The organism is Thermomonas sp., from assembly GCF_041905325.1.
GTDB lineage: Bacteria > Pseudomonadota > Gammaproteobacteria > Xanthomonadales > Xanthomonadaceae > Thermomonas.
The window spans coordinates 178,118-203,574 of the sequence record NZ_JAYRLK010000001.1; the positions used below are offsets into that span (position 1 = coordinate 178,118).

Here is a 25,457-nt window from a genome sequence, read left to right on the forward strand (position 1 = left end):
TAGACCAAGAACATGTACTAAGTCAACAAATGAAAAGCCCCGTAAGATCAATCTATACGGGGCTCTTAGTTACATTTATAGTATAGGTATACTCTAGAAGGGGATGTCGTCGTCGCCGAACGGCACGTCGTTGCCGCCGAAATCGGCCACCTTCGTCGTCGGGGCCGGCTCGCGCCGCTGCGCCGGGGCGCCGCGCTGCGGGCGCTCGCCACCGCCGTAGCCGCCGCCACTGCGCGGCTGGTAGCCGCCGCCCTCACCACCACCGCGCTGGCCGCCGCCTTCGCCGCCGAGCATCTGCATCTCGTCGGCCACGATGTCGGTGAAGTAGCGTTCCTGCCCATCCTGCCCGGTGAATTTGTCGTAGCGGATCGAGCCTTCGATGTAGACCTGGCGGCCCTTCTTCAGGTACTCGCCAGCGATCTCGCCCAGCTTGCCGAACAGCTTGACGCGGTGCCATTCGGTCTTTTCCTGCTGGTTGCCATCCTTGTCCTTGCGCACGCTGGTGGTGGCCACGCTCAACGTGGTGATCGCCATCCCGCCCTGGGTGTACTTCACTTCCGGGTCATTGCCCAGGTTGCCGACCAGAATGACCTTGTTGATGCCGCGTGCCATGGGATTCCTCGATTCGTTTCGCCCGGTTCAGGCGCTGCCATTGAAGTATACCGGCGTGCCGCCCGCAGCCGGCGGGTGCCGCATGGCAGGGTCGGGAAAACCCCCTTCTGCTTATAATTTCACCGTCATCCCACGGTTGCCGTCATGCCCGCCACCCAGCCTCCGCCCGCCCCCCTCGACCTTCCGGCCATCCAGGCCCTGGCTGCACCGGACATGGGCGCGCTGGATGCATTGATCCGCCGCCGACTGGCCTCCGACGTGGTGCTGATCAACCAGGTGGCCGAATACATCATCGGCGCCGGTGGCAAGCGGCTGCGGCCCATGCTGTTGTTGCTGGCGGCCGGCGCGCTGGGCCATGGTGGTGCCGACGCACACCAACTGGCGGCGGTGGTGGAGTTCATCCACACCTCCACCCTGCTGCACGACGACGTGGTCGACGAATCCGACCTGCGCCGCGGCCGCAAGACCGCCAACGCGGTCTGGGGCAACGCGGCCTCGGTGCTGGTGGGCGATTTCCTGTATTCGCGCAGCTTCCAGCTGATGGTGGAGCTGGAGCGGATGGACGTGCAGAAGATCCTCGCCGACACCACCAACACGATTGCCGAAGGCGAGGTGCTGCAACTGCTGCACGTGCGCAACCCGGATACCGACGAAGCCGCCTACCTGCGGGTGATCGAGCGCAAGACCGCGATCCTGTTCGCCGCCGCCACCCGCCTGGGCGCGCTGCTGGCGGGTGCGGATGCCGCCACCCAGCAGGCGCTGCACGACTACGGGCTGGCCCTGGGCTATGCCTTCCAGATCGCCGACGACGTGCTGGACTACGCGTCCGACGCCGCCACGATGGGCAAGAACCTGGGCGACGACCTCGCCGAGGGCAAGATGACCCTGCCGCTGATCCACGCGATGGCGCATAGCGACGCAGGCGTGTGCGCCGAGCTGCGGCGGATCGTCGAGCACGGCGACCTGGACGGGCTGGCCACGGTGCAGGCGGCGATCGCGCGCTGCGGCAGCCTGGACTACAGCCGCGCACGCGCGCTGGACTATGCCAGCGCGGCCGACGCCGCACTGGTCGCGCTGCCAGGCAATGCCTACGTGGAGGCGCTGCGCGGGCTGGCGCGCTATGCGGTCAGCCGCGACCACTGAGGGCGACTTACTCGCGCAGTGCAAAGCGTCCCGCAAAGAAGCCGTGCATCATTGCGTAAGCGCGGCGTGCGGCACGCGGGTCGTACTTGCAGCCGGGCTTGTTGGCGGTTTCCAGCGCAAAGCAGTGCACCGCGCCGCTGAAATTCACGAACTGCCAATCGGCTCCGGCGTTGTCCATTTCCTCTTCGAACGGCACGATCGCCGCCTTCTGGCTTTGGTCGGCCGCGCCGTTCAGCACCAGGATGGGCGTGTGGATGGAATCCGCCGCCGCCGGCAACTCGGTGTGCAGCCCACCGTGGAAGGTGACGATGCCAGCCAGCTTCACGCCGCTGCGCGCCAACTCCAGCACCGATGAACCACCGAAGCAGAAGCCGAACGCACCGATCCGGGTGGCATCCAGCGGCACGGCTGCGGCCTGCGCCTTGAACGCATCCAGCGCCGCCTGCATGCGCGCGCGCATCAGCATCGGCGACGGGTAGAGCTTCTTCACTTCGGCCAGCGCCTGCTTGTCGTCGGCCGGGCGCACGCCCTTGCCATACATGTCCACCACGAACACCACGTAGTCGTCACCGGCCTGCTGCTTCGCCTTGTCCAGCGCGGCCGGGGTGACGCCGTACCAGTCCGGCACCATCAGCAGGCCCGGGCGCTTGGCGGCCGAGGCATCGTCATAGACCACGTAGCCGCTGAAACGCTGCTGGCCCTGCGTCCATTCGACCGGTTTGGCCTGCATGGCGGCGAAGGCGGGGGCGGCGGCGAGCAGCAATCCGAAGGCAAGCAGGAGACGGCGCATGGCGGCTCTTCCAAAGGGAAAGGCGGCAGCATAGCCGCGCGGCATTCAGGTGTCGTGACGGGCCGGAAAAACGACGTGCCTCAGGCGATGCCCATGCCCTGGATGCCGGAAATCGCGTCCGGGTCGAAGCCGGCCAGCCGCGCAAAGTGGCGGCCGCGTTCGACGTAATTGCGGTACGGCCCGAAGCTGGGCGCACCGGGCGAGAGCAGCACCACGCCGCCGTCGGGCAGGGCCGCGCGCGCCTTGTCCATCGCATCGGCCAGATCGCACGCGGCTTCCAGCACGAAACCAGCCTGCGCGGCGACCGGCATCAACAGCGCGTGGATGCGCGGGCCATTCTGTGCAGCAAGGCCGTGGCCCATGGTGATCACCGCCCGCGGTGCGTGTTCACGCATGGCATCGGCAAATTCGTCCCACGGCAGGCCGCGGTCGTGGCCACCGACCAGCACCGCGACGTCGCGGCCGGCATACAGGTCGAGCGCCGCCTGCGTGGCCATTGGGGTGGTGCTGATGGAATCGTTGACGTAGAGATAGCCGTCCTTTTCGCCCAGCGGCTGCAGCCGATTGGGCAGCGGCTGGAAGCTGGCCGCGTGCGCGGCCAGTGCCGCCGCGTCGAGTCCGAACGCTTCCAGCGCGGTCAGCACCGCGCACAGGTTGCTGCGGTTGTGCCGGCCGGGCAGCGGCAGCGCGGCGGTGTCCATCACGAAAACATCGCCGCGATACAGCGCGTCCCCGCGCAGATGCCAGCCGCGTCCGTCGCCATACCAGTGGATGTTGCTGCCAGGCAGCTGCAACTTCGCCAGCAGCGGATCGGCGGCGTTGAGCACGGCGATGCACGGCTTCGCCTGCGTCACCAGCGCCAGCTTGTCGGCGATGTAGCGCGCCTCGCTGCCGTGCCAGTCCAGGTGCTCCGGGTGCAGGTTGGTGACGATGGCGATACGCGGGCGTGCGCCGGAAGCGGCAACATCGCCGGTCTGGTAGCTGGACAGCTCGATGGCCCACGCATCGGCATGGCCGTCCAGCAATTCCAGCAGCGGCACGCCGATGTTGCCGCACAGGGCGGTGCGCAGCCCCGCTGCACGCAGCAGGTGCGCCAGCAGGGAGGACGTGGTGCTCTTGCCCTTGGTGCCGGTCACGCAGATGGCATTGGCCACTTCGCCCGCGGCATCGGCGCGCTCGGCGAACCACAGCGCGGTGCCGCCGATGAAGCGGGTGCCCTGCTGCGCGGCATACACGGCTTCTGGCTTGTACGGGCTGATGCCGGGGGACTTCACCACCACGTCGAATGCGGCGAGGCGCTCGACCGTCGCGGCGTGTTCGATGGCCAGCAGCGGATCGCCCAGCGCCGCCACTTCCGCTGCCTCGGCTTCGCTGCAGAACAGCGTCAGCGGCAGCGCAGGCATACGCGCACGCAGAGCGCGGTAGGCAGCGCGGCCTTCATGGCCCCAGCCCCACAGCGCCACGCGGCGGCCGGACAGGTCGGCGATGCGCAGCCGCTCAGGCAGCGAAGCGGGCACGCAGGCGCTCCCACAGCGCGGCGGGGATGCGGTGCTCGTCGTCCAGTGCAAGCAGCGGTTCGATGGCCAGCGACGCCGGATCCAGCTGCGGCAGAATCTGCTTGGCGAAGCGCGCCACCACCGCGTCCTCGCGCCAGTCCGGACGCTGCGCCAGCAGCGCCATCGCCGCACGCGACTCGCGGCCTTCGCCCACGCATTCGAACGGCTTGTGGTCGCCGTACTCCAGCAGCGCATCGAAGCCGGGGACCTGTGCAGGATCGTCCAGCAGGTTGCGGCCGACGATGCCGACCAGCCGCAGCTTGGGCATGAACGGCGCCAGCGCGAGGAACACGAAATGGCACTTCGGGCAGACGCCGCACCAGCGGCTGGTGGGGCGTTCGCCGAGGATGTGGAAGTTGCGGTTGCAGCTGGAAAAATGCGCGTCGTAGCGGTCGGTCTTGGCGAACTGTCGCGCCACCGCGAGTTCCGACAATGGCCGCAGCAGCGAGTAGTAGTGCAGGTCGGCGGCGACGTGCGACTGCAGGTAGTCGCCGAACGCGGACTCGAACGCCCAGCCCTTCGACCACTGGTGGTTCACCTCGCCGGTGCCGGGGATCTGCGAGCCGTAGCTGGCCGACCGTTCGTTGGAGAACACCACCTGGTCCACGCCCAGCAGCACCGCGGCGAAGGCCATGATCGCCGAGTTCACCGCGGTCACCGGGATGTGGCCGTTCCATGCGCCCTGGCGGTTGTACTCGAACAGCTGCGGCGCCAACTGGCGGCCGATGTTGAGCGTGGGCAGGCCGGTGTGCGCGGCGCAGGCGGCGATCAGCTGCGAACCGCCGATCCACGTCACCGTCTGCGCGACGCCCTCGGCGCGCAGCGCCTCGATGCTGACCAGTGAATCCTTGCCGCCGCCGATGGCGACCAGCGCATGCTGGCGCAGGCCGAGCGCGGGCGCGGGCAGCGACGGCGCGGCGTCGGCCGGGAAGCGGATCCTGCCGCGCAGGTCCAGCCCGTTGCGGTAGGCGAATTCGCCCAGCCCGTTGCGGTAGACGGTTTCCAGCAGCGCGGCGGTGCCGGCGTCGATGGCGTAGCCGTCGATGCGGATGTCATCGGCTACCGCCGCCTTGTAGTAGCTCACGCCGGCGACCAGGTGCAGCAGTCGCAGCGCGCGCTGCGCCGCCTCGGCGCGGGCCGCGTCCAACACGAACGGCGCGCCCGGCACGGTGACGGTCTCGGTCAGCTCGGGGCCGTCGTCGAAGGCGTACACCAGTTGCGCCACGCCGGTCTGCGCATCGAAGGCGCAGCGGACGAAGCGGAACGTGCGGATGGCGTCGCGGTTGAAAATCCAGTCGGTCATGGTTGCTCGCTGTCCTGCTGCGCGGCGGAGTCCGCGTCCGGAAGGACGGCTTCCACCGGCAGCGCCCGCAGATTGTAGGCGCTGGCCATGCTGAAGCCGTAGGCGCCGGCGTCGGCGATCAGCATGACGTCGTCCGGGGCGGTGGCGGCGGGCAGCTTGACCCGGTGGCCGAACACGTCGCTGGACTCGCAGATCGGGCCGACCACGTCGAAATCGCGCAGCGCGCGGTCGCCTAGCCGCGACAGGTTGTGGATGTCGTGCCAGGCGTCGTACAGCGCCGGGCGGATCAGCGCGTTCATGCCGGCGTCCAGCCCGACCCGCAGCACCTCGTCCTTTTCCACCACCTGCGTCGCGCGCGCCAGCAGCACGCCGGCTTCGGCCACCAGGAAGCGGCCGGGCTCGATCGCCAGCTGGAAGGCCGGATGCACCGCCTTGATCGCGGCCAGTCCCGCCGCCCAGGTGTCGAGGTCGAACGGCTCGTCGTCGTCGGTGTAGGGAATCGGCAGGCCGCCGCCGATGTCCAGCACTTCCACGCTGCCGATGCGGCGGGCGAAGCCGGCCAGTTCGTCCACCACTTCCTGCCAGTGGCCGATGGTTTCGATGCCGCTGCCCAGGTGCGCGTGCAGGCCGGTGATGCGCACGTCCAGCGCGCGCGCCAGATCGACGAATTCATCTACCCGCTGCGCCGACAGCCCGAACTTGGCCTCCTTGCCGCCGGTGTTGACCTTCTCATGGTGGCCGTCGCCGTGGCCCAGGTCGATCCGAAGCCACAGCGCGCGGCCGCGGAACACCTCCGGCCAGCGCTGCAGCAGTTCGACGTTGTCCACCGTCACCGTGACCCCACGCGCCAACGCCACCTGGTATTCGCCGATGGGGGCGAAGCTGGGGGTGAACAGCACGCGTCGCGGGTCGAAACCGGGCAGCGCCGCGAACACGCGCTCGATTTCGCCCAGCGACACGCACTCCAGCCCGAAGCCTTCCTCCGCGAGCGTGCGCAGGATCTCCGGGTGCGGGTTGGCCTTGACCGCGAAATAGCGCCGATCCACCGCCGCGATCGCCTTCAGCTGCGCGGCGCGCGCGCGCACCGTGGGCAGGTGGTAGGCGTAGCGCGGCGTACCCGCCCGGGCCAGCCGCAGCAGGGCTTCACGCTCGGCCGGAGCCTGCCACCATGGCGCCGGCCGCGACCGGAACGTGCCTTCGATCTCGCGCCAGCGCGGGCCGAACACACCGGCCTCGTGCACCGGCATCGCGCCGGAGTCGATCAGCGCTTCGTGCAGCTTGGGCAGCATGCCGTCGGCAGCCGCCTCGTCGACCACGAAGGTCAGGTTGAGGTCGTTGGACGACTGCGAGATCAGGTGCACGTTCTCGCGCCCGAACATCGCCCACACGTCCTGCAGCTTGTGCAGCAGCGAGCGCATGCCGCGCCCGACCAGGGTGACCGCCGCACAGGGCGCGATGATCTTGACCCGGCAGACCTGCGCCAGGTCCGCCGACAGCCGCGCCAGCACATCGGTGGAGATCAGGTTTTCCGACGGGTCCAGCGACACCGTGACGTTGGTTTCGGCCGAACCGATCAGGTCCACCGACAGGCCGTGTTGCTTGAACAATGCGAACACGTCGGCAAGGAAGCCGACCTGCTGCCACATGCCGATGCCTTCCATCGACACCAGCACGATGCCGTTGCGGCGGCTGATCGCCTTCACCCCCGGCACCGGCGCGGCGGCATCGTCAATGCTGGTGCCGGGCAGATGCGGACGCTCGGTGTCGAGGATGGCCATCGGCACGCCGGCATTGCGGCAGGGCCGCAGCGAGCGCGGGTGCAGCACCTTGGCGCCGGTGGTGGCGATTTCCTGCGCCTCGTAATAGTCCAGCCGCGTCAGCAGGCGCGCGTCCGGCACCTCGCGCGGGTTGGCGCTGAACATGCCGGGCACGTCGGTCCAGATCTCCACCCGACGCGCGCCGAGCAGCGCGCCGAAATAGGCGGCGGACGTGTCCGAACCGCCGCGCCCGAGGATCGCGGTGCCGCCGTCCTGGTGCCGCGCGATGAAGCCCTGGGTGATCAGCAGCCGGGTGGATTGGGAGGTGAAGTGCACGCGCCAGTCGGCGCTGCCCTGCCAGCGACAGTTCACCGACAGCCGCTGCGCCCACGCGCTCTGGTTGGGTTGCGGCGGCAGCGCATCGAGCCAGTCGCGCGCATCCATCCAGCCGATGTCCAGCCCCTGCGAATGCAGGTAGGCCGCGCCGATGGTGGACGACAGCAACTCGCCATGCCCCAGCACTTCGGCCTGCCAGTCCAGCGTGCGCGTGGCCGCGCGCGGATCGGCCAGCAAGGCGTGCAGCGCGGCCAGCCGCCCGCCCAGCACCGCATCGACATCAAGGTCCAGCCCGGCCACGAATTCGCGGTGCCGAGCGTCGAGCTTCGCCACCCGCTCCGCGCTGTCGGCCGCGCCATCGGCAATGGCGGTGAGCTCGTTGGTGACGCCGGACAGCGCCGACACCACCACCAGCACCCGCGCATCGTGATCGCGTGCACGCGCGGCCGCCAGTTTCCCGATGGTGTCCCAGCGCGTGCGTTTCGAGACCGAAGTGCCCCCGAACTTGAGGACAAGCCAGCGATCGTCGGACACGGGGGAGGCGGACATGGGAGTGGTGTGATCGAGAAGAAGGATGGGGCCGCCAGCGGCGGGGTTTCCGCATTCTAGCGGCCCGTCGCGCACAAATGCCGCGCCGCAACATGGCGCGTCGTTATATGCAGCGGGTTGCTTGCATCGTCGGTCGGGGCAGAGCGCCCCGCCGGGGGTGGTGCGCGGCTCGGGGCCCGGCGCACTGGCCGCCGGGGGCCTGATCGCCGGCCCGGTCGGCGCGCCCGCACGATCGTTCGTTTGCCGCGGCGTGTGAGATGTTCCGCGCTGCCGCGAATTATGGCATCAAGAGGCGCGAAGACCGCGCCGGGGATTCCATGGCTACCATCGCTTCCATGACCACGCACGACGCCCGCGCCGCCTTCGGCGCGCTGTTGCAGCAGCACGCCGGGATCGTGTTCAAGATCGCCGGCAGCTATGCGCGCGGCGCCGAGGACCGCGCCGACCTTGCGCAGGAAATCGCCGCGCAGCTCTGGCACGCCTGGCCCAGGTACGACCCGGCGCGCAGCGTCAGCACCTGGATGTACCGCATCGCGCTGAACGTCGCGATCGGCCATCTGCGCCAGCAGGAACTGCGGCGGCGGCACGACGCCGTGCCGCTGGACGATGCCCTGCATGACGTGGCGGACGGCAATGCCCACGACCCGGAACAGGCACAGCAACTGCGCCTGCTGCAGGGCTTCATCGCCCGCCAGCCACCGCTGGACCGCGCGTTGCTGCTGCTCTACCTGGACGACCGCCCGCAGCGCGACATTGCCGAGATCCTCGGCATCAGTGAAAGCAATGTCTCCACCAAGATCGGGCGGCTGAAACAGCGCCTCCGCGACAGCTTCTGAACAACGGCACAAACACGACGATGGACACGACCATGGAACTCGACGACTTCAAATCCGCCTGGCAGGCGCTGGACGCACGGCTGGAACGCCACGAACGGTTGCAGCTCGACCTGCTGCGCGAACACCGGCTGCGCCAGGCCCGCCGCAACCTGCGCCCGCTGCATATCGGCCTGTTGTTCCAGGCGCTGCTGGGGATCGGGCTGGTGGTGCTGGGCGTGGCCTGCTGGAAGCGCAACCTCGACGTGCCCGGCCTGCTGGCGGTGGGCATCACCCTGCACGCCTTCGGCATCCTCAACATCGCCTTTGCCGGCATCCTCACCGGGCTGGCCACGGGCATTGATCTCGCCGCGCCGGTGCTGGCCATCCAGAAGCGCCTGCGCCTGCTGCTGCGGCTGCAGACGCTGAACTCGAACCTGTGCGGCGCGCCGTGGTGGATCCTGTGGGTGGTGGTGGTGATCGGCGTCGCCGGCCTGTCGCCGCACCCCGCCACGACGGACACGCCGGCCTGGATCTGGATCAGCCTGGGCCTGGGCGTGGTCGGCACGCTGGCAACCTGGGCGTGGGCGGCACGCGCCGCGCGCACACCCGACAGCCTGCATGCCCGCATCGACGACGGCACCGGCGGCATCCGCCGCAGCCTGCACCTGCTCGACGACCTCGAGCGCTTCGAACGCGACTGAGTTTCGGACTGACGCAACATCGCACGGAAACGGAAACGGCCGCGAGTGCGGCCGTTTCCCTGCGCGATGGAGCTTCGATTTACGGCGTCGCGACCGGCACCAGCCGCAGGTCCTGGAAGTCGAAACTGAAATCGGTCAGCGGCGACACCGGCTCCATCCGCACCTCGCGGATCGCGCCATCGGCATCCAGCGAGAAGTTGACGAAGGCATCGGCGTTCAGGCCACGGTCGCGCCAGCGCACGATGAAGCTGTCGTGCTGCCAGTGCTCGATGTCGCCCAGCAGCTCCGCGGTCTTGCCGAACTGCATCTCCAGCCCCTTCGCCCCCTGCCGGATCACGACGTCGCCGTACCACGGGTCGCGGTAGGTGCCGGCGTATTTCGCCAGCGGCAGCGAGGGCTTGCTGGCGGCGTCGCGCGCGGCGACGTGCTTCTGCCAGTCGGCGTCGGCGTTGCCCTGCGCCTTCGCGAACGCGGCGGCATAGCCCTTCAACCAGTCGTGGCCGGTGGTGCCCAGCATCATGTCCATCGCTTCGTAGGTGATCGCGTTGAACGCCACGCCCGCCTCGGCGCTGGTCAGCACCACCACGCCGATCTTCTCGTTCGGCAGCAGGGTCAGGCGCGACACCTGGCCCGGCCAGCCGCCGGTGTGCCAGACCAGCTTGTGGCCAGCGTAGTCGGACACCTGCCAGCCCTGCGCGTAGCCCATCGCGTTCGGCGTCGCCGCGGCCAGCTCGGGGATGGAAGGCTTGCCCACCGGGATCGGCGTCAGCACCGACCACATCTCGCGCTGGCGCTGCTCGGAGAACAGGCGCTTGCCGCCGCTGCCGGGGATCTCGCCGCCGGCCAGCTGGGCGTTCATCCACTTGCTCAGGTCGTGCACGCTGGAATAGATGCCGCCCGCGCCGGACACGTTGCGCCAGGTGGTCACGCCGACCGGGCGCAGGTCCTTGAAGTCGAACTTGGCGTTACCCACCGCCACGTTGTCGCCGGACTTGAGGTCGTCGGCGTTGAACCGGGTCTCGGTCATGCCCAGCGGCTGCCAGATGCGGGTCTGCAGGAACTGTCGGTACGACATGCCCGAGGCGTCCTCGATCACCAGGCTCGCCACCCCGAACAGGATGTTGTCGTAGGCGTACTGCTCGCGGAAGCCGCCGGTCAGCGGCACGTCCTTCAGCCGCTCGGCGACCTCGCGGCTGGAATACGTGGTAGTGGGCCAGTACAGCAGGTCGCCCGCGCCCAGGCTGAGGCCGCTGCGGTGCGCCAGCAGGTCGCGGATGCGCATCTCGCGGGTCACGTAGGCATCGCTCATGCGGAACCACGGCAGGTGGTCGATGACCCGGTCGGTGGTCTTCAGCTTGCCCTCGTCCTGCAGCATGTTCAGCGCCGCGGCGGTGAACGCCTTGGTGTTGGAGGCGATGGCGAACATCGTGTGTTCGTCCACCCTGGCCGGCTTGCCCAGCGCGCGCACGCCGTAGCCGCGCGCCAGCACCACCTGCCCGTCCTTGACGATGGCCACCGCCACGCCGGGCACGTCGAAGCGCTTTTGCACATCGGCCACAAACGCATCAAAGCGCGCCAGCCGCGCCGCATCGGGCAGTTGCGCGGCCAGTGGCGCCATGGTGTCGTCCACCCGAATCGGCGGGGCTTGCTGTGCCAGCACGGGGCTTGCCGCCCCCAGGGTCAACAACAGGGCAAGGGCAAGTGGGGCGATCCGCATGTCGAAGCGTCCTTCCGGTCGAAAGCGCCGAGTATGCCGGCCCGGATGACGCAGCGCGATGCGCCATCGGTCATGGCGGGAATCCCGCCGATTTTCAATCCCGCACGGGATAATGCGCGGATGCGAAACCCCGACACCACCCGCGCGCTCTGGCAGATCCACTTCTGCGTGCTGCTGTGGGGCTTCACCGCCATCCTCGGCAAGCTCATCACCCTGCCGGCGCTGCCGCTGGTGTGGTGGCGGATGCTTCTGGTCACCGCCACGCTGGCGCTGCTGCCGCGGGTCTGGCGCGGGCTGCGGGCAATGCCGGCGCGCACGCGCTGGGCCTATGCCGGGATCGGCGCGCTGGTGGCGCTGCACTGGCTGACCTTCTACGGTGCGATCAAGCTGGCCAACGCCTCGGTGGCGGCCACCTGCATTGCCTTCGCCACCCCGATGACCGCGCTGGCGGAGCCGCTGCTCACCCGTCAGCGCTTCCGCCCCGTCGACCTGGCACTGGGCGTGGCCTCGCTGCCGGGCATCTGGCTGGTGGTGGGCGGCGTGCCGGCGGGCATGCACGCCGGGATCGTGGTCGGCGTGGTGTCGGCGGTGTTCGTGGCGCTGTTCAGCAGCCTCAACAAGCGCATGGTGGAAGGCGGCGACGCGCTCACCGTCACCGCGCTGGAGTTGGGCGCGGGCACCCTGGCCCTGACCCTGCTGGCACCGTTGCTGCCACTGCTGCCATTGCTGGGTGGCAAGGCGTTCGCCGGCCCGCTGCTGGTGCCGCCGGCCGGCCTCGACATCCTGTGGTTGTTGCTGCTGTCGCTGGCCTGCACCCTGCTGCCGTTCGCGCTGTGCCTGGTGGCCCTGCGGCATGTGTCCGCCTTCACCGCGCAACTTTCGATCAACCTCGAACCCGTCTACGCCATCGCACTGGCGGCCGTGTTGTTCGGCGAACAGCAGGACCTGCGCCCCGCCTTCTACTTCGGCGTGGCCATCATCCTCGGCGTGGTCTTTGCCCAGGGCCTGCTGGCCAGCCGGCGCGCACCCGCCCATCCCGAACAGGTGGGCGTCAGCGAAACCCACCACGTCGCCGAGTGATGCCGCCCCAGTGATGCGCCGCCATCTGCCGGCTGCAACTGCGTGAGGTTGCCCGCGACACCGAAGCCATGGCGCAACGATAGGCCGCCTGAGGCGGCCCTATTTGGGGCGATCCACTCTGACCCTAGTTCCGCGTCACGGCGCGGGACTGCTGCGTTGAAATGTGCCGATGATTCAAGCCAGCATGCATTCGCATGCCCCCTTGGGCCGAACTCCGGCAGGTGCGGACTCTAGCACCCGCCACTTTCGCCCCACAACGACACGACAACTGGATACCCTTTCACGCCACCGGCACCATCCCGACGAGGATCGTGCGGCATGCGGTCGCACCAGACCGCCGGACATGGCACGCTAGCCCCCATGTATCTGCGCTATTACGGCCTGAACGAGCCGCCCTTTTCCATCACCCCGGACCCGCGCTTCGTGCATTTGAGCGAGCGCCACCGGGATGCCCTGGCGCATTTGCTGTTCGGCATCGACAAGGGCGGCGGCGGCGGGTTCGTGCAGCTCACCGGCGAGGTGGGCACCGGCAAGACCACGCTCAGCCGGTTGCTGCTGGAACAGTTGCCGGAGCATGCACGCATCGCGCTGGTGCTGAATCCGAAGCAGAACGCCACCGAGCTGCTGGAGACCATCTGCGAAGAGCTGCGCATCGACATCGAAGGCAAGCGCGGCAGCAGCAAGGCGCTGATCGATACGCTCAACGCGTTCCTGCTCGACGCCTATGCGCAGGGCTTGCGGGTGGTGGTGCTGATCGACGAGGCGCAGAACCTGCCGGCCGACACGTTGGAGCAGGTGCGCCTGCTCACCAACCTGGAAACCGATACCCAGAAACTGCTGCAGGTGCTGCTGCTGGGCCAGCCGGAGCTGCGCACCCTGTTGGCGCGCCCGGAGCTGCGCCAGCTGGCACAACGCATCACCGCGCGCTTCCACTTGCAGCCGCTGGATGCGCGCGAAACCGATGCCTACCTGCGGCACCGCTGGCGGGTGGCCGGCGGCACACGTTTTCCCTTCGATGCCAAGGCGGTGCAACGCCTGCACCGGCGTTCCGGCGGCGTGCCGCGCCTGCTCAACGTGATTGCCGAACGCGCGCTGCTGGCCGGCTATGCGCGCGACGCCATCAGCATCGATGCCGCGCTGATCGGGCTTGCCGCCGACGAGGTGCTGCCCCCCACGACGCCGCGCAAGCGTTGGCCGTGGCTGGTGACTGCCGCCGCCACCGCCTTGGCGGTGGCGATCGGCGTGCAGTTGCGTGACCACGCCGCAGCCGCGCTGGCCGCCCCTCCCGCACCTCCTTCCAGCACCGCCACGCCGCCGGCGGCGACTGCCGTGACGCCTGCCGCCGTGGCTACCGTGGCAGCCGCCGCCTTCGTCGCCCATATCCAAACCCTCGACACGTCTCCGGCACCGGCCTGGAAACAGCTGCTCGATCAGTGGGCCCTGCCCGCCAGCGCGATCACGCTGTCCTCCACCGGGACCTGCGCACCCACGCAGGTGGACCTGCATTGCGTGCAAGGCAGTGCACGGCTGGACACCTTGCTGGCGCTGGATCGCCCCATGCTGCTGCAACTGCATGCCGGGCAGGCACGCCCCTGGGTACTGCTGCTGGGGGCGGATGCGCGCAACGTGCGGCTGCGGCTGGGCAGCCGCGACCTGCAACTGGACCGCAGCACCCTGCTGGCGCACTGGGACGGCCGTTTTGCCGGCCTGTGGCGCGGCCCGGCGGTGCTGCGCGATGCCCCCGACACCGGCACCCGCGGCCCCGCCGTGGATTGGTTGTGGCTGCGCCTGTTGCCGCAGGCCGCCAGCGCCAACGCAACCTACGATGCCCGCCTGCGCGAAGCGGTACGCGCCTTCCAGACCGCCCGCGGCCTGCCGGCAGATGGGCACGCCGGCAACCTGACCCTGATGGCATTGGCCAATGGCCTGCCCGGCCCGCATTTGCTGCGGGTGTTGGAGTAAATGCGATGTCGTTGATCCTGGAAGCCCTGCGCAAATCCGAAGCCGAACGGCGGCGCGACAGCACGCCCGACGTGGCGATGGAATTGCCCCCCGCACCGGCCCGCCGCACGCGTCCGATTCCCTGGCTGGTGTGGCCGGTGGTCGTGGCCTTCCTCGGCCTGCTGGCATTGGCGGGCTGGATGGGCAAGCGTGCCGGCGAGCGCGACCGCATCGCGCCCCCGGCCACCACCGCGCCCGCACCCGTCATCGCGGCACCGGCCATCGCCACCCAGCCTGTTGCCCTGCCGCCCGCTGCCACGCCTCCGGCCACCGCCGACTTGCCGGCCGTGCAGCCACCTCCTGCCACGCCGTCCACGCTCCCCGCCGCAGTGCCGCCCGCCAGCACCGCACGTGCCGTACCGGCCGCCACCGGTGCCACGCCCGACATCGCCACCACTGCGCTGCCGCCGGTGAAGCTGAGCATGCACATGTGGGATGCCGACGCGGGCAAGCGCTTCGTCATCCTCGACGGTCAGCGCATGGGCGAAGGCGACCGCAACGGCACGCTGCAAGTCATCGCCATCGACCGCAAGGGCGTGGTGATCGAACGCGATGGCCAACGCGCCCACATTCCCCTGCCGTGACACCCTTGCCGTGACCCCCATGACCGCCATCGATTTCGAGCTCGACCCCCGCCACGCGTTCATCGAACTCAACCAACTGCTCAAGCTGGCCGGCCTGTGCGACTCCGGCGGTGCCGGCAAGCAACTCGTCGCCAGTGGCGCGGTGCACGTGGACGGCGCGGTGGAACTGCGCAAGACCGCGAAAATCCGCAGCGGACAGGTGGTGCGCGTGGGGGATACCGACATCCGGGTGCATGCCGGCCGCCCCTGAGCCTGCTTACGGGTGCGCCACCCGCTTGGCGGCGGGTGCGTCGGCACCCTCCGGGGGCGAGGCTTGCAGCGGCATCAGGATCGCGCCGTCCAGTTCGGCCATCGGGCTTTCCACCGGGCACTTCGGGTCGGGGAAGCCATAGCGGCCACGCAAACCCAACCCGCAGGCATTGATGTCGGCCACGTCCTGGCTGGCGGCATCCGCCGGCTGCATGCACTGCGCTTCATAGGCACGCCGGAACGCATCACGACGTTGCAGGAACTCGATCCCGCAACGACGCGCCAGGCGGATGCGGTCGAGGTCGTCCTCCACCGCATTGGCACCGGACAGGCCGAACTTTTCCAGCTCGTCATCGGTGAGAATGCGCAGGGTGCGGTTGGGCACCGTGGTCATCAGGTCGTAGACCTCGATGGATGCGCCGTTGCGCTCCAGATAATTGCGCAACTCATCGCTGAGCCGGCGCAACTCCTGCCCCAATTCCTTGCGCGAGGTAGCGGTCGACTTCACCCGGATCATCCGGTGCACGCCCACCGGGCCCACGATCACGCGCATGTCGCCGGCCGCCAGCAACAACACGCAGGCGCTGTGGCACACCGAATCGCCGCGCACCCAGATCGTCCAATCGTTCTCGCCGATGGCGTCACCGGCCCGCATCGCCGATTCCACGCTGCCGCCGCCGGAATCGATGTCGAGGATCCGCTTGCCGATGCCAAGCTCGCCCGCCACCTTGCCGGCGCGCTCCGCCAGTGCGGCGAAACTGGGGGTGATCTGGCCCTTGTAGCGCAGCCGCAGCAACCCGGTGGCACGGCAATCCTGCATCGCGGTGCGCAGGTCCAGATACGCCAGCGACAGCACCGGCCGGCCGTCGCCGTGCGGATAATCGGCACTGCAATCAATCGAGGCATCACCTGCCTCCAGCGGCATCGGCGACCAGTCGATCTCGGCCTGCGGCTTGCGTTGCACTTCCGGTGCCGGCGGCGCCATGACACCGGCATTGGCGCTGGTCTGGGCAGGCTCCGGCTGGCGGCCGCACGCCACCACCAGCACACACGCAAGGTAAAAGGCCCAACGAAACGACATCGGCGGCTTCAAGGCTGGAATTCCGGTGCAAGTCTAGTGTGCCGCCGGTGGGATGCCCACAACTTGGGATGAATCCGGGAATGAAATGCGATCATGGGCGATGACCATGCCCGCCACCTTCGCCGACCTCGCCCTTGCGCCCACCCTGCGCGCCGGCCTCGACGCACTCGGCTACACCACCCTCACGCCCATCCAGGCGCAGGCGCTGCCGGCCATCCTCGAAGGCCGCGACCTGGTCGCGCAGGCGCCCACCGGCAGCGGCAAGACCGCCGCGTTCGGGCTGGGCCTGCTGCAACGGATCGACCCCGCGGCCGGCGGCACGCAGGCGCTGGTGCTCTGCCCCACCCGCGAGCTGGCCGACCAGGTGGGCAAACAGCTGCGCAAACTGGCCACCGGCATTGCCAACCTCAAGCTGTCGGTGCTGTGCGGCGGCATCCCGCTGGCGCCGCAACTGGCCTCGCTGGCGCACGCGCCGCAGGTGGTGGTGGGCACGCCGGGACGGGTGCTGGAGCTGGTGCAGAAGGATGCGCTGGACCTGCGCGGGGTGCGCGTGCTGGTGCTGGACGAGGCCGACCGCATGCTGGACATGGGCTTCGACGAGCCGATCCGCGCGCTGGTCAAGCGCACCCCGAAAACGCGGCAAAGCCTGCTGTTCTCGGCCACCTACCCCGACGCCATCCGCGCGCTTGCCACCGCGATGCTGCGCGAGCCGCGGGAAGTCAGCGTCGGCGGCGGCGCCCAGCCCGGCACCATCGAAACGCATTTCTTCGAGGCCGAACCCGCCCGTCGCGCGCCGCAGCTGGCCGCACTGCTGCTGCAGTTCAACCCGGAATCCACCGTGGTGTTCTGCAACATGCGCAAGGACACCGAGGAAGTGGTGGGCTCGCTGGCGCACTACGGCTTCACCGCGCTGGCGCTGCACGGCGACATGGAACAGCGCGACCGCGAGGAGGTGCTGGTGCGCTTTTCCAACCGCAGCTGCAATGTGCTGGTGGCCAGTGACGTGGCCGCGCGCGGGCTGGACATCGACGACATCGGCGCGGTGGTGAACTACGAACTGCCTACGGATGCGGACACCTACCTGCACCGCATCGGCCGCACCGGCCGCGCCGGCCGCGACGGGCTGGCGTTGAGCCTGGTCGCGCCCGGCGAACGCAACCGCGCCGCGCTGATCGAGGAGCGCCAGGGAAACCCGATCCGCTTCGAACGCATCGCCGCGCTGGAAGGCAAGCCGCGCGGGGTGCCGCAGGCGGCGATGGCAACGCTGCGCATCGATGCCGGCCGTACCGACAAGCTGCGCCCCGGCGACATCGTCGGCGCACTCACCGGCGAGGCCGGGCTGGCGAAGGACGCGGTCGGCAAGATCGACGTCTATCCCACCCGCAGCTACGTGGCCATCGCCCGCAAACAGGCGGCACATGCGCTGGAGCGGCTGCGTGCCGGCAGGATCAAGGGCCGCAAGTTCCGGGTGCACCTGCTCTGACCCGTCTGCAGGCCATCACCGGCGGCTCCGTTACAATGGCCGCCCGTGCCCTGCCCCACGCAGGCGAGGTTCCCCATGAGCAATTCATCACCGTCCCGCCCCGCTTCCGGCAGCAAGATCGTCAGCCCGCAAGGCACGCTTGCAGTGCTGGACGGCATCAAGCCCAATGCCCTCAGCACCCTGCCCGACGCCGGCCCCAAGCCGCCGTGGCTGCGCGTGCGCCTGCCCAACGGCGCCAAATACCGCGAAGTCATGGATATCGTGACCTCGCACAAGCTCTCCACGGTCTGCGCCGAGTCCAAATGCCCCAACATCGCCGAATGCTGGGAACGCGGCACCGCCACCTTGATGCTGATGGGCTCGGTATGCACCCGTGCCTGCAAGTTCTGTTCGGTCAACACCGGCAATCCGAAGGGCTGGCTGGACCCGCTGGAGCCCGCGCACGTGGCCGACGCGGTGCGGTTGATGGGCCTGAAGTACGTGGTGCTCACCTCGGTGGATCGCGATGATCTGCCCGACCTGGGTGCCGGCCATTACGCCAACTGCATCCGTGCCATCCACCTGACCATGCCGGACACCGCCATCGAAGCCCTCACGCCCGACTTCCAGGGCGTGCATGCGCACGTGGCCACCGTGCTCGATGCCGGCCTGGCCACCTTCGCCCAGAACCTGGAGACGGTGAAGCGGCTCACCCATCCGGTGCGCGACCCCCGCGCCGGCTATGAGCAAACGCTGGACGTGCTGAAGTTCGCCAAGCGCCACGACCCCAACGTCATCACCAAGACCAGCCTGATGCTGGGCCTGGGCGAGACCGACGATGAAATCGAACAGGCGCTGGACGACATGCGCGCGGCCGACGTGGACGTGGTGACGATGGGCCAGTACATGCGCCCGACCAAAAACCACCTGCCGGTGGAGCGCTTCGTCAGCCCCGAGCAGTTCCATGCCTATCGCGAACTGGCGCTGTCCAAGGGCTTCCTCGAAGCCGTGTCCGGCCCGCTGGTGCGCTCCAGCTACCGCGCAGAGCGCGTGCTGGAACAAGACAACGTGGGCCTGGACGCGGCACCCGGCAAGCAACGCGAAGCGGTGCTCGACGCCATCCGCGAATCGGCGGCCACCATGCAATCGCTGCGCTGCTGAACCCGCACGCTGCCATCGATACACCGGAGCCGCCCATGTCCGACCCCTACAACTCCGCCCCGCCCCTGCGTGCCAGCCTGCTGCTGGACGACACCATGGTGACCACCGCACCGGAATTGCCCGGCCACCGCATCGTGCGCAACCTCGGCATCGTGCGCGGCATCACCGTGCGCTCGCGCTCGATCGTCGGCAACTTCTTCGGCGGCCTGCAATCCCTGCTTGGCGGCAACATCACCATCTACACCGAACTGTGCGAACAGGCGCGGCTGGAAACCTACCGCGACATGCTCCAGCACGCCCGCAAACTGGGGGCGAACGGCATCGTGGCGATGCGCTACGACGCCACCGAACTGATGACCGGCCTGACCGAAGTGTTGTGTTACGGCACCGCAGTGGTGGTGGAACCCCACGCGCATTGATGCGCTGATCGTGGGTTGGCCGGGAATCGATCCCAAGGCGAGCGGATCGAGTCCGATTCGGAGACCGACTGCTGCACAGATGGTGGGTTGGCTGGGAATCGAACCCAGGACCAGCGGATTGAGTCCGATTCGGAGACCGACTGCTGCATAGATGGTGGTGTGGAGTTTACAACCAAATCACTCGCTATTGGGGCCAATGAGCACTGCTGCGTGTTGCTGTGGTTCAAGCGCCAAGCAGCCGTCTTGCCAACACTGACTGCATATCGCGGCGGCCATCAGCAATCAGGTAGATGATGACCTGGCTGCCCGTGATGCGGTAAATCAAGCGGTACGGTTTGAAGAAGGTCTGGCGGTATTCTTTGATGCCAAGACCGACCAGTTCCTTCGGATAGCTGCCGCGTTCCGGGAATTTGGACAGACTCTCCACAACGCTCATCAACTCATCCAACACATAGTTGGCGTTGGCCACGCAGTCGAATTCGGCGATGTAGTCGTGGATGGCCTCTAAATCCTGCTCCGCACCCTCGGTAAGCAGGACTTCGAACTTGGCGGGCGTGCCAGCCATCAGACTGCGGCTCGCTTGGCGCGAAGGCGGGCAACAACGTCGGCCACGGGTTTGACCTTGCCAGCAGCCACGTCCTGATTGCCTAGCGCGAGGATTTTCAGCAAGGCTAGTGTTTCTTGCGTCTCTTCGAACGAGGCGACGTCCTGCAGCACAGCCTTGGCCTCACCGTTTTGGGTGATGACCATGGGTTCACGTTGCTCCGCGAGGTGCGTCAGAACCTCCGCAGCGTTGGCCTTGAGATAGCTGATCGGCTTGACCTGTGATGAGTAGCGCATGGCTGTGCCCTGGATTTGATTGAGACTTAATATAGTCTTTTTATAGTCTCATTACAAGGCACCCGAATCGGATGCCGTCATGCCATCAAGGTGTTGAAGGCGATGAGATAGCCAGTGGAAACCGATGTGCTCCTGTTCTAGACGCAGTCCAGCGCGAATGCGGTTGTCGCGCAGGTCGTCGTAGAGGGCTCTCTCCTCGGGGGTGAGCCGGTGCAAGTCCACGCGAAGAGGTTTGTCCTCGCTTCCCCAAATGGGAGCGTGCGCATCAAGCGTGGCCCTGTCCATCAAGAACGAAGTCACGTGCTCAAAGTGGCCGCGAAGCTGATCCAGAATGCCAAAGCCATGCGTGTCGATGTCACCCCAATAATGGATTGAGCAGTTATTTAGCCAATGACTGCGGGCCAGTGCATCCCATCCATACCCTGCACCAAAAATCACGATGGCATTGCAAACAGGTGGAAAGGCCAGGAAGTTGGTCTCGTTTTCTGTGATGAAGACACGCCGCACGCCGAGATCCAGTCGGCTAAAGCTATCGGCATCCAGCGTCACGTCGGGCGATGTCAAACCGGGGACGACCCGAATCGACGGATCAAGCACGCGGAAGCGAATGCGCGTCGGCTTTTCCAGAAAGCCGTATCGAGCAGAAAACTGGCTGATACCGGTTTTGCCAGAATCCACTGCATAGACTGGTAATGCCAGATCGAGCAACTCGGCCAGCACGCCACGATGTGCTTCGATGAATTTGCTGTTAACACCGGGCAAATCCACCTGCCGCAGATAAATGCCAGGACGTGGATGATCGACGAGCCACGCCACCACGGCCAGCAATCGAGGCCATTCGGCGGACAGCTCCAGCGCCTGCAGCGGGCGCTTCTCTAACCACGGCAGCAAGGCTGGATGGGTTTGCCGAGTAGTGGAAACCTGTGCCGAAAAGCGTTCCCAATCTTTCCGTTTACCTAACCAGGTCAACGCATCTTCTAGCGTCTCGACCCACACACAAGCCGGTAACTTTTGCGCGCCCTGGACACGGTGCCTGAGCTCCTGCCACTCCACGCGCACTGAGTTCGTTGCGGCCAATTCGGCGGCCCAATCGCGAACTTCGTTAAAATGATCTGTGATGTCCGCTGAAGTTGGGGACTTGAGGGAGATGCGCAAAGGAAAACGCACATTGCCCGTCACTGCGTCTCGCAGCAATTCGCCGCGCTCCCAAAGCCGCGCCAACTGGGCTTTCAATTCTTTGGGGCCAGTCCAAGTCACGGCTCAGACTCCTGCGCAGATTGGGCTGGCATCAAGGCCTTCTGTGCGCGGTATTCCTCGATGGACAGATTGCGCAGCTTCGATGCTCGTCCCCCTTCGTTATGGACGAAGCCGACGCTGGAGACATAGGGCTCGATGATGTGGATCTTCTGCAGAGGAGTCACGATCAACAGTTGCAGGTTGAGTTGCTGGAACAGCTTCAGTCCGTATTGGGCGGATTCATCAGAACCGCGCCCGAAGGCCTCATCAATGACCACGAAGCGGAAGGACCGAGAACGGACCTCCCCCCACTCCAAGCCAAACTGGTAGGCCAGACTGGCGGCCAGAATGGTGTACGCCAATTTCTCCTTTTGCCCGCCCGACTTGCCACCGGAGTCTGAGTAATGCTCGTGCTCGCTGTTGTCCTCACGCCAGCGCTCGCTGGCGGCGAACAGGAACCAGTTGCGCACATCGGTGACTTTCGCCGTCCAGCGGCGATCCTGTTCGGACAACCCTTCGCGCCCCCGGAAACGGTCGATGATCGCCTTGACCTGCAGGAATTTTGCCTCGGAATACTGGGCATCATCCGAACCTGTGACAGCGCCTTCGGTGCAGGCGCGTAATTCCTGTTGGAAGTCGCGGATCTCGGCGTCAGGGCTGGCCTGCGACTCCAGCACGATGTAGCGGCCAGGGTTGTAGTCGATCTCGCCCAGCGATTTGTTGATGTGGGCGATGCGCTCCTTGATGGTTTCGCGCTCGCGGGCCAACTGAGCATTGAAGTTCGCGATTTCGTTGATGGTGTTGACGTTGAGCAGTTCCTTGAAGCGCGAAACAAAACGCGGCAGATCGTCGCGGTTCAATTGCGTCAGCAGGTTTTCATACTCAAAGGCCGCTTCAAGGCTGGCATCCATCTCGGCCGTCTCCAGCTTGAATGTCTCCTTGAAGGAGGCCATGGCTTTGATGATCTTCTCCGCCAGACGTTTGAGCTTCAAGTCTTCGGCGTCGATCCTTGACTGCAGCCAAGTGCGCACGTCCTGCTCGCGGTTATCACAGGATTCAACCGTGAGTTGGTGTTCCCCCAATGCCTCGGCGCGCATGGCTTCGAGCTTTGCCAATAACGCATCGTCGATGACAAAACCATGAAGCCGCTCCATGGTTTGCTGCCGCAGGTCTTGCGCGTCAGAGCGCCGCTGCTCTACCTTGGCCCGCTTCTCGCGCGCAGCCTGCAAGGCTTCCACAGTCTCCTTCTGCTCTTTCTGCAAGGTGCGCAGGTTTTCGTTCAACTGTTTGAGTACATCCGATGCTGACTCCAGCCGGTTGCGTTCATCCACCAACTGTGCAATCTCGGTGGCAACGCTGGCCCAATCCTGCTCGTCGAACGCCGTAAACTCTTCGAGACGGGTCAGCGCATCAAGACGGCTGGCGAGCTCATCACGTTGTTTCTGGACAATACCGATTTCACTGCCAACCTCGCCGAGCCGCGCTTCCAGCTGGCGGCGCTTGGCCTCCAGTGCCGCGATCTTGGCACTATTGCTCCAGCCCAGTACATAGCGGCTGCGATCATCAATACGGTGACGGTCATCCTTTTCATGTCGGCCACTCGGGTCTTTGATCTGGCCCGCGCGGGTGATGGCGCGGGTCTCGCGACGGAATTGCTCTTGCGTGGCGCAACACGCGACGTCAAACCGATGGGCCAGTTCGCGTTCCAGCCAATCGTAGTGCGGCGAATCTGGCTTGATCGCCAACTTGCGGACCAAGGAATCACGGTGGAGGTCGGGCAGTTCAGCGGACTTGCGTGACCGAACATGAAAGTACACCAGGCGGCCACGCAGATGAGCACCATCCACCCATTCGGCTACGGCCTTGTAATGCGCATCCGGAACCAGTAGTGCCAGACCGAAGCCGCGCAGCAAACGTTCGGCAGCGCCTTCCCAATCGCGCTCATCTTCACGCACCTGAATCAATTCTCCAGCAAACGGCATTTCCTCCACGTTCAATCCTAGTGCCGCACACATCGTGGCGCGGATCTGGATTTGCTGGTCATCAATGTTGCTGCGGCGGCGCTTGAGGCTGTCGATCTCCAAAGTCTGTTGGTCGTGCTCTTGCTTGCCTTGGCGCAAAGTCACACCGTGTTCAGTGAGGGTGTTTTGCAGATCCGCATCGCGGTTGCGTGCATCCTCGCGCCAGTTTTGATACTTGCCGCGCTGCATGACGAAGGTGGTGGTATCGGTCGCAGGTGGCTCACCCAGTACGGCGGCCAGTTCACCATAGCGACTGGCCTTGGCTTTACGGGTATCCCGCAGCTGCTCTTTTTTTCGAATTTCGACGGCAAGGCGTTCCAGTCGGTCGCCGCCGTTGTCGTTGATGGCCTGTTTCAGTTCATCTATTTGCTGGCCTTGCGTCTCCTGCACAGCATCCAGTTTTTGTACTTGAGCATCCACACGCTCCCATTCTTCTGCCAGCGAGCCCAGCCGTTTATCGATAAGCCCAAGCTTCAGGCCCGCAAAGTGGGGCCTCAGACTATCCCGGCAGCCGCGCAGACGGTCGACCTCGGCTGCCAGCGCCTTGTGGCGGCCACAGTCATCAATCAGAGGCGTAAGGAATTCGACCTGCCGCTGGGTTTTCAGCACGGCCTGATGGGCGCGATTGAGATCATCGAAGTGGCCGATCAAGGCTTGCAGTCGCGGGCCAACCTCGAAGGGTTCAAGCATGTGGCTGCGCACGAAGTCTGTCAGGTTGCCCACGGACTTCATCGACACCGTCTGGTGAAACAACTCCAGCGCCTGATCGTTTTCAATGCCGAAGCGACGACGAAACCACGCCGCATAGGGTGGAAAGCTGTCGTGCAATTCAGCGCCAAGCCCGCGCAGCTTCTTTCGCAGTTGGGCAATGTCCGACCCGAAATGCGAAAAGTCAGTCGCAATAGATAGCGCACGTTCTGCGCCCAAGAAGAACCGCGCTGGTTGCCCCTGAGCCTCCTTCATCCAGAACACCTGCGCCAGCGTCACCGTCTGGTCGTAGCCCGCGTTGTGGAAAACACCCAAGATCACCGAGTAGTTGTTGTGGTCGCGCAGGCTCACCGGCTTGGCCGCGCCGGTAACTTCATTGCGCTCGGATTTGTAGTGCCCAAGCACGTAGGAACGCAGAGTTCTTTCCTTACTGTCAGCGCCGGCTGCCTTGTTGTAGGCGATCCGGTTGGCAGGCACCAGCAGAGTGGTAATGGCATCCACCAAGGTGGATTTTCCCGAGCCAATATCACCCGTCAGCAAGCCATTCTTGCCATCCAATTGCAGCGTCCACACCCGGCCGTCAAAGGTGCCCCAGTTGAATGCCTCCAGCCGCATAAGCCGAAAGCCCGACAACGTGTCATCGGCGCAGAAGTCCAGCCCCAGTGATTGCGGATCATTCATGGCCAGCACCTTCCTTGGTGTTGCTCACCCCCGCCAACTGAGACTGATACGTGGCCAGGCGCGTATCGAATTCGGCCAGCCATTGGGCGTCGACAAAGGCTTTCAGAATCCGCCGCACCTCGTAAGTGGCTGGCCCGACCGCCGTGCCACCGGCGGATTTGAGCTTCTGCAGAAAACCCAGTTCGACCACCTTGTTGATCGTGGTCTCGATCTGATCGATCAGTTTGGCTTCATTCGGGCCATCGGGCAGGAACACCCGCACCAGTTCCACGATGTCGTCGCGGGATAGCACCAGCCGTGTGTCTCCACCGCCTGCGTCGAACTCGGCCAGTTTCTTGCGCAACAGGGCAAGCAACAAACTCACGGCGAAGGACAGCGGGCGGCGCGCCACCAAGCGAGGCAACCGTGGAGATGGATCGTCGTCGGCCGGCTCAGGACGGCTTTTCAGAAAGGCATAGCCTTCTGCCTCATCGAGAACCAGATCAAGATTCAACACTGCCACGTAATCACGCACGCGTGCTTGCAGGTTCAGCAATGCTGCCCATTGGCGTTCATCGCCATCCCGGTAGAGCACGCCTTTGAGCAAGCCGATCAGCAACACTGACAAATCAGCGGCTGGAGTCACTATCGGGTGTGCAGTCGATGTTGTGTTCAA

At 66.3% G+C, this 25,457-nt stretch carries 22 protein-coding genes; 10 read left to right on the plus strand and 12 right to left on the minus strand.

The genetic code is table 11. The annotated features are described in order from the left end of the window. Positions 1-93 precede the first annotated feature (93 nt). A complete protein-coding gene (gene ssb / locus ACE3OK_RS00760) occupies positions 94-612 on the minus strand; it encodes a single-stranded DNA-binding protein (protein WP_374247604.1) in 519 nt (172 codons plus the stop codon). A gap of 144 nt (positions 613-756) precedes the next feature. On the opposite strand from ssb, the gene ACE3OK_RS00765 reads away from it, so the two are divergent. Then, positions 757-1,755 (plus strand): polyprenyl synthetase family protein, encoded by a 999-nt coding sequence (locus ACE3OK_RS00765; protein WP_374247605.1) that lies wholly within the window; start codon positions 757-759, stop codon positions 1,753-1,755. A 7-nt stretch (positions 1,756-1,762) separates the two neighbouring features. Here the strand turns inward: ACE3OK_RS00765 and ACE3OK_RS00770 are convergent, their stop codons facing one another. The 4 genes from ACE3OK_RS00770 to ACE3OK_RS00785 all read right to left on the minus strand — a co-directional run bounded on the left by ACE3OK_RS00770 (position 1,763) and on the right by ACE3OK_RS00785 (position 8,046). Beyond that, a complete protein-coding gene (locus tag ACE3OK_RS00770; protein ID WP_374247606.1) occupies positions 1,763-2,545 on the minus strand; it encodes a dienelactone hydrolase family protein in 783 nt (260 codons plus the stop codon). Between the two features lie 80 nt (positions 2,546-2,625). Beyond that, entirely contained in the window at positions 2,626-4,038 is a 1,413-nt protein-coding gene (gene murD, locus ACE3OK_RS00775) for a UDP-N-acetylmuramoyl-L-alanine--D-glutamate ligase (protein WP_374247886.1), read from the minus strand. Between the two features lie 4 nt (positions 4,039-4,042). Beyond that, positions 4,043-5,404 (minus strand): UDP-N-acetyl-alpha-D-muramoyl-L-alanyl-L-glutamate epimerase, encoded by a 1,362-nt coding sequence (gene murL, locus ACE3OK_RS00780; protein WP_374247607.1) that lies wholly within the window; start codon positions 5,402-5,404, stop codon positions 4,043-4,045. Next, entirely contained in the window at positions 5,401-8,046 is a 2,646-nt protein-coding gene (locus ACE3OK_RS00785; RefSeq protein ID WP_374247608.1) for a bifunctional aspartate kinase/diaminopimelate decarboxylase, read from the minus strand. Before ACE3OK_RS00785 ends, murL begins: the two co-directional genes overlap by 4 nt. Before the next feature lie 335 nt (positions 8,047-8,381). Between ACE3OK_RS00785 and ACE3OK_RS00790 the strand changes: the two genes are divergently transcribed. Beyond that, complete coding sequence (locus tag ACE3OK_RS00790; RefSeq protein WP_374247609.1) at positions 8,382-8,882, plus strand: RNA polymerase sigma factor; 501 nt, start codon at positions 8,382-8,384, stop codon at positions 8,880-8,882. A 20-nt stretch (positions 8,883-8,902) separates the two neighbouring features. After that, a complete protein-coding gene (locus tag ACE3OK_RS00795) occupies positions 8,903-9,562 on the plus strand; it encodes a hypothetical protein (RefSeq protein ID WP_374247610.1) in 660 nt (219 codons plus the stop codon). Positions 9,563-9,641: 79 nt separating this feature from the next. Here the strand turns inward: ACE3OK_RS00795 and ACE3OK_RS00800 are convergent, their stop codons facing one another. Further along, positions 9,642-11,180 (minus strand): serine hydrolase, encoded by a 1,539-nt coding sequence (locus tag ACE3OK_RS00800; RefSeq protein ID WP_374247887.1) that lies wholly within the window; start codon positions 11,178-11,180, stop codon positions 9,642-9,644. Positions 11,181-11,399: 219 nt separating this feature from the next. On the opposite strand from ACE3OK_RS00800, the gene ACE3OK_RS00805 reads away from it, so the two are divergent. The 4 genes from ACE3OK_RS00805 to ACE3OK_RS00820 all read left to right on the plus strand — a co-directional run bounded on the left by ACE3OK_RS00805 (position 11,400) and on the right by ACE3OK_RS00820 (position 15,194). After that, complete coding sequence (locus ACE3OK_RS00805) at positions 11,400-12,359, plus strand: DMT family transporter (RefSeq protein WP_374247611.1); 960 nt, start codon at positions 11,400-11,402, stop codon at positions 12,357-12,359. A 318-nt stretch (positions 12,360-12,677) separates the two neighbouring features. Continuing rightward, positions 12,678-14,321: an AAA family ATPase gene (locus tag ACE3OK_RS00810; protein ID WP_374247612.1), complete on the plus strand. Its 1,644-nt coding sequence runs from the start codon at positions 12,678-12,680 to the stop codon at positions 14,319-14,321. Between the two features lie 5 nt (positions 14,322-14,326). After that, on the plus strand, positions 14,327-14,944 hold the full coding sequence (locus tag ACE3OK_RS00815) for a general secretion pathway protein GspB (protein ID WP_374247613.1): 618 nt from the start codon (positions 14,327-14,329) through the stop codon (positions 14,942-14,944). A 19-nt stretch (positions 14,945-14,963) separates the two neighbouring features. Then, on the plus strand, positions 14,964-15,194 hold the full coding sequence (locus tag ACE3OK_RS00820) for an RNA-binding S4 domain-containing protein (protein WP_374247614.1): 231 nt from the start codon (positions 14,964-14,966) through the stop codon (positions 15,192-15,194). A gap of 6 nt (positions 15,195-15,200) precedes the next feature. Here the strand turns inward: ACE3OK_RS00820 and ACE3OK_RS00825 are convergent, their stop codons facing one another. Beyond that, the gene (locus ACE3OK_RS00825; protein ID WP_374247615.1) at positions 15,201-16,274 is read right to left on the minus strand and encodes a hypothetical protein; all 1,074 of its coding nucleotides are present in this window, start codon (positions 16,272-16,274) and stop codon (positions 15,201-15,203) included. A 106-nt stretch (positions 16,275-16,380) separates the two neighbouring features. On the opposite strand from ACE3OK_RS00825, the gene dbpA reads away from it, so the two are divergent. From dbpA to ACE3OK_RS00840, 3 genes are all read left to right on the plus strand, one after another. Next, positions 16,381-17,757: an ATP-dependent RNA helicase DbpA gene (gene dbpA / locus ACE3OK_RS00830; protein WP_374247888.1), complete on the plus strand. Its 1,377-nt coding sequence runs from the start codon at positions 16,381-16,383 to the stop codon at positions 17,755-17,757. Positions 17,758-17,832: 75 nt separating this feature from the next. Then, complete coding sequence (gene lipA, locus ACE3OK_RS00835) at positions 17,833-18,897, plus strand: lipoyl synthase (protein ID WP_374247616.1); 1,065 nt, start codon at positions 17,833-17,835, stop codon at positions 18,895-18,897. A 35-nt stretch (positions 18,898-18,932) separates the two neighbouring features. Continuing rightward, positions 18,933-19,316, plus strand: a complete 384-nt coding sequence (locus ACE3OK_RS00840) for a YbjQ family protein (protein WP_374247617.1) — start codon at positions 18,933-18,935, stop codon at positions 19,314-19,316. A 223-nt stretch (positions 19,317-19,539) separates the two neighbouring features. Here ACE3OK_RS00840 and ACE3OK_RS00845 read toward each other — a convergent pair whose 3' ends face one another. The 5 genes from ACE3OK_RS00845 to ACE3OK_RS00865 are packed head-to-tail and all read right to left on the minus strand — an operon-like array spanning position 19,540 to position 25,403. Further along, on the minus strand, positions 19,540-19,881 hold the full coding sequence (locus tag ACE3OK_RS00845; protein WP_374247618.1) for a type II toxin-antitoxin system RelE/ParE family toxin: 342 nt from the start codon (positions 19,879-19,881) through the stop codon (positions 19,540-19,542). Next, the gene (locus tag ACE3OK_RS00850; protein ID WP_374247619.1) at positions 19,881-20,156 is read right to left on the minus strand and encodes a type II toxin-antitoxin system Phd/YefM family antitoxin; all 276 of its coding nucleotides are present in this window, start codon (positions 20,154-20,156) and stop codon (positions 19,881-19,883) included. Before ACE3OK_RS00850 ends, ACE3OK_RS00845 begins: the two co-directional genes overlap by 1 nt. A gap of 51 nt (positions 20,157-20,207) precedes the next feature. Continuing rightward, positions 20,208-21,413, minus strand: coding sequence for a DUF3322 domain-containing protein (locus tag ACE3OK_RS00855; RefSeq protein ID WP_374247620.1), 1,206 nt, complete (start codon positions 21,411-21,413; stop codon positions 20,208-20,210). After that, positions 21,410-24,802, minus strand: coding sequence for an ATP-binding protein (locus ACE3OK_RS00860; protein WP_374247621.1), 3,393 nt, complete (start codon positions 24,800-24,802; stop codon positions 21,410-21,412). The genes ACE3OK_RS00855 and ACE3OK_RS00860 overlap by 4 nt, the downstream gene beginning before the upstream one ends. Then, a complete protein-coding gene (locus tag ACE3OK_RS00865) occupies positions 24,795-25,403 on the minus strand; it encodes a DUF4194 domain-containing protein (protein ID WP_374247622.1) in 609 nt (202 codons plus the stop codon). Before ACE3OK_RS00865 ends, ACE3OK_RS00860 begins: the two co-directional genes overlap by 8 nt. Positions 25,404-25,457: the final 54 nt, after the last annotated feature.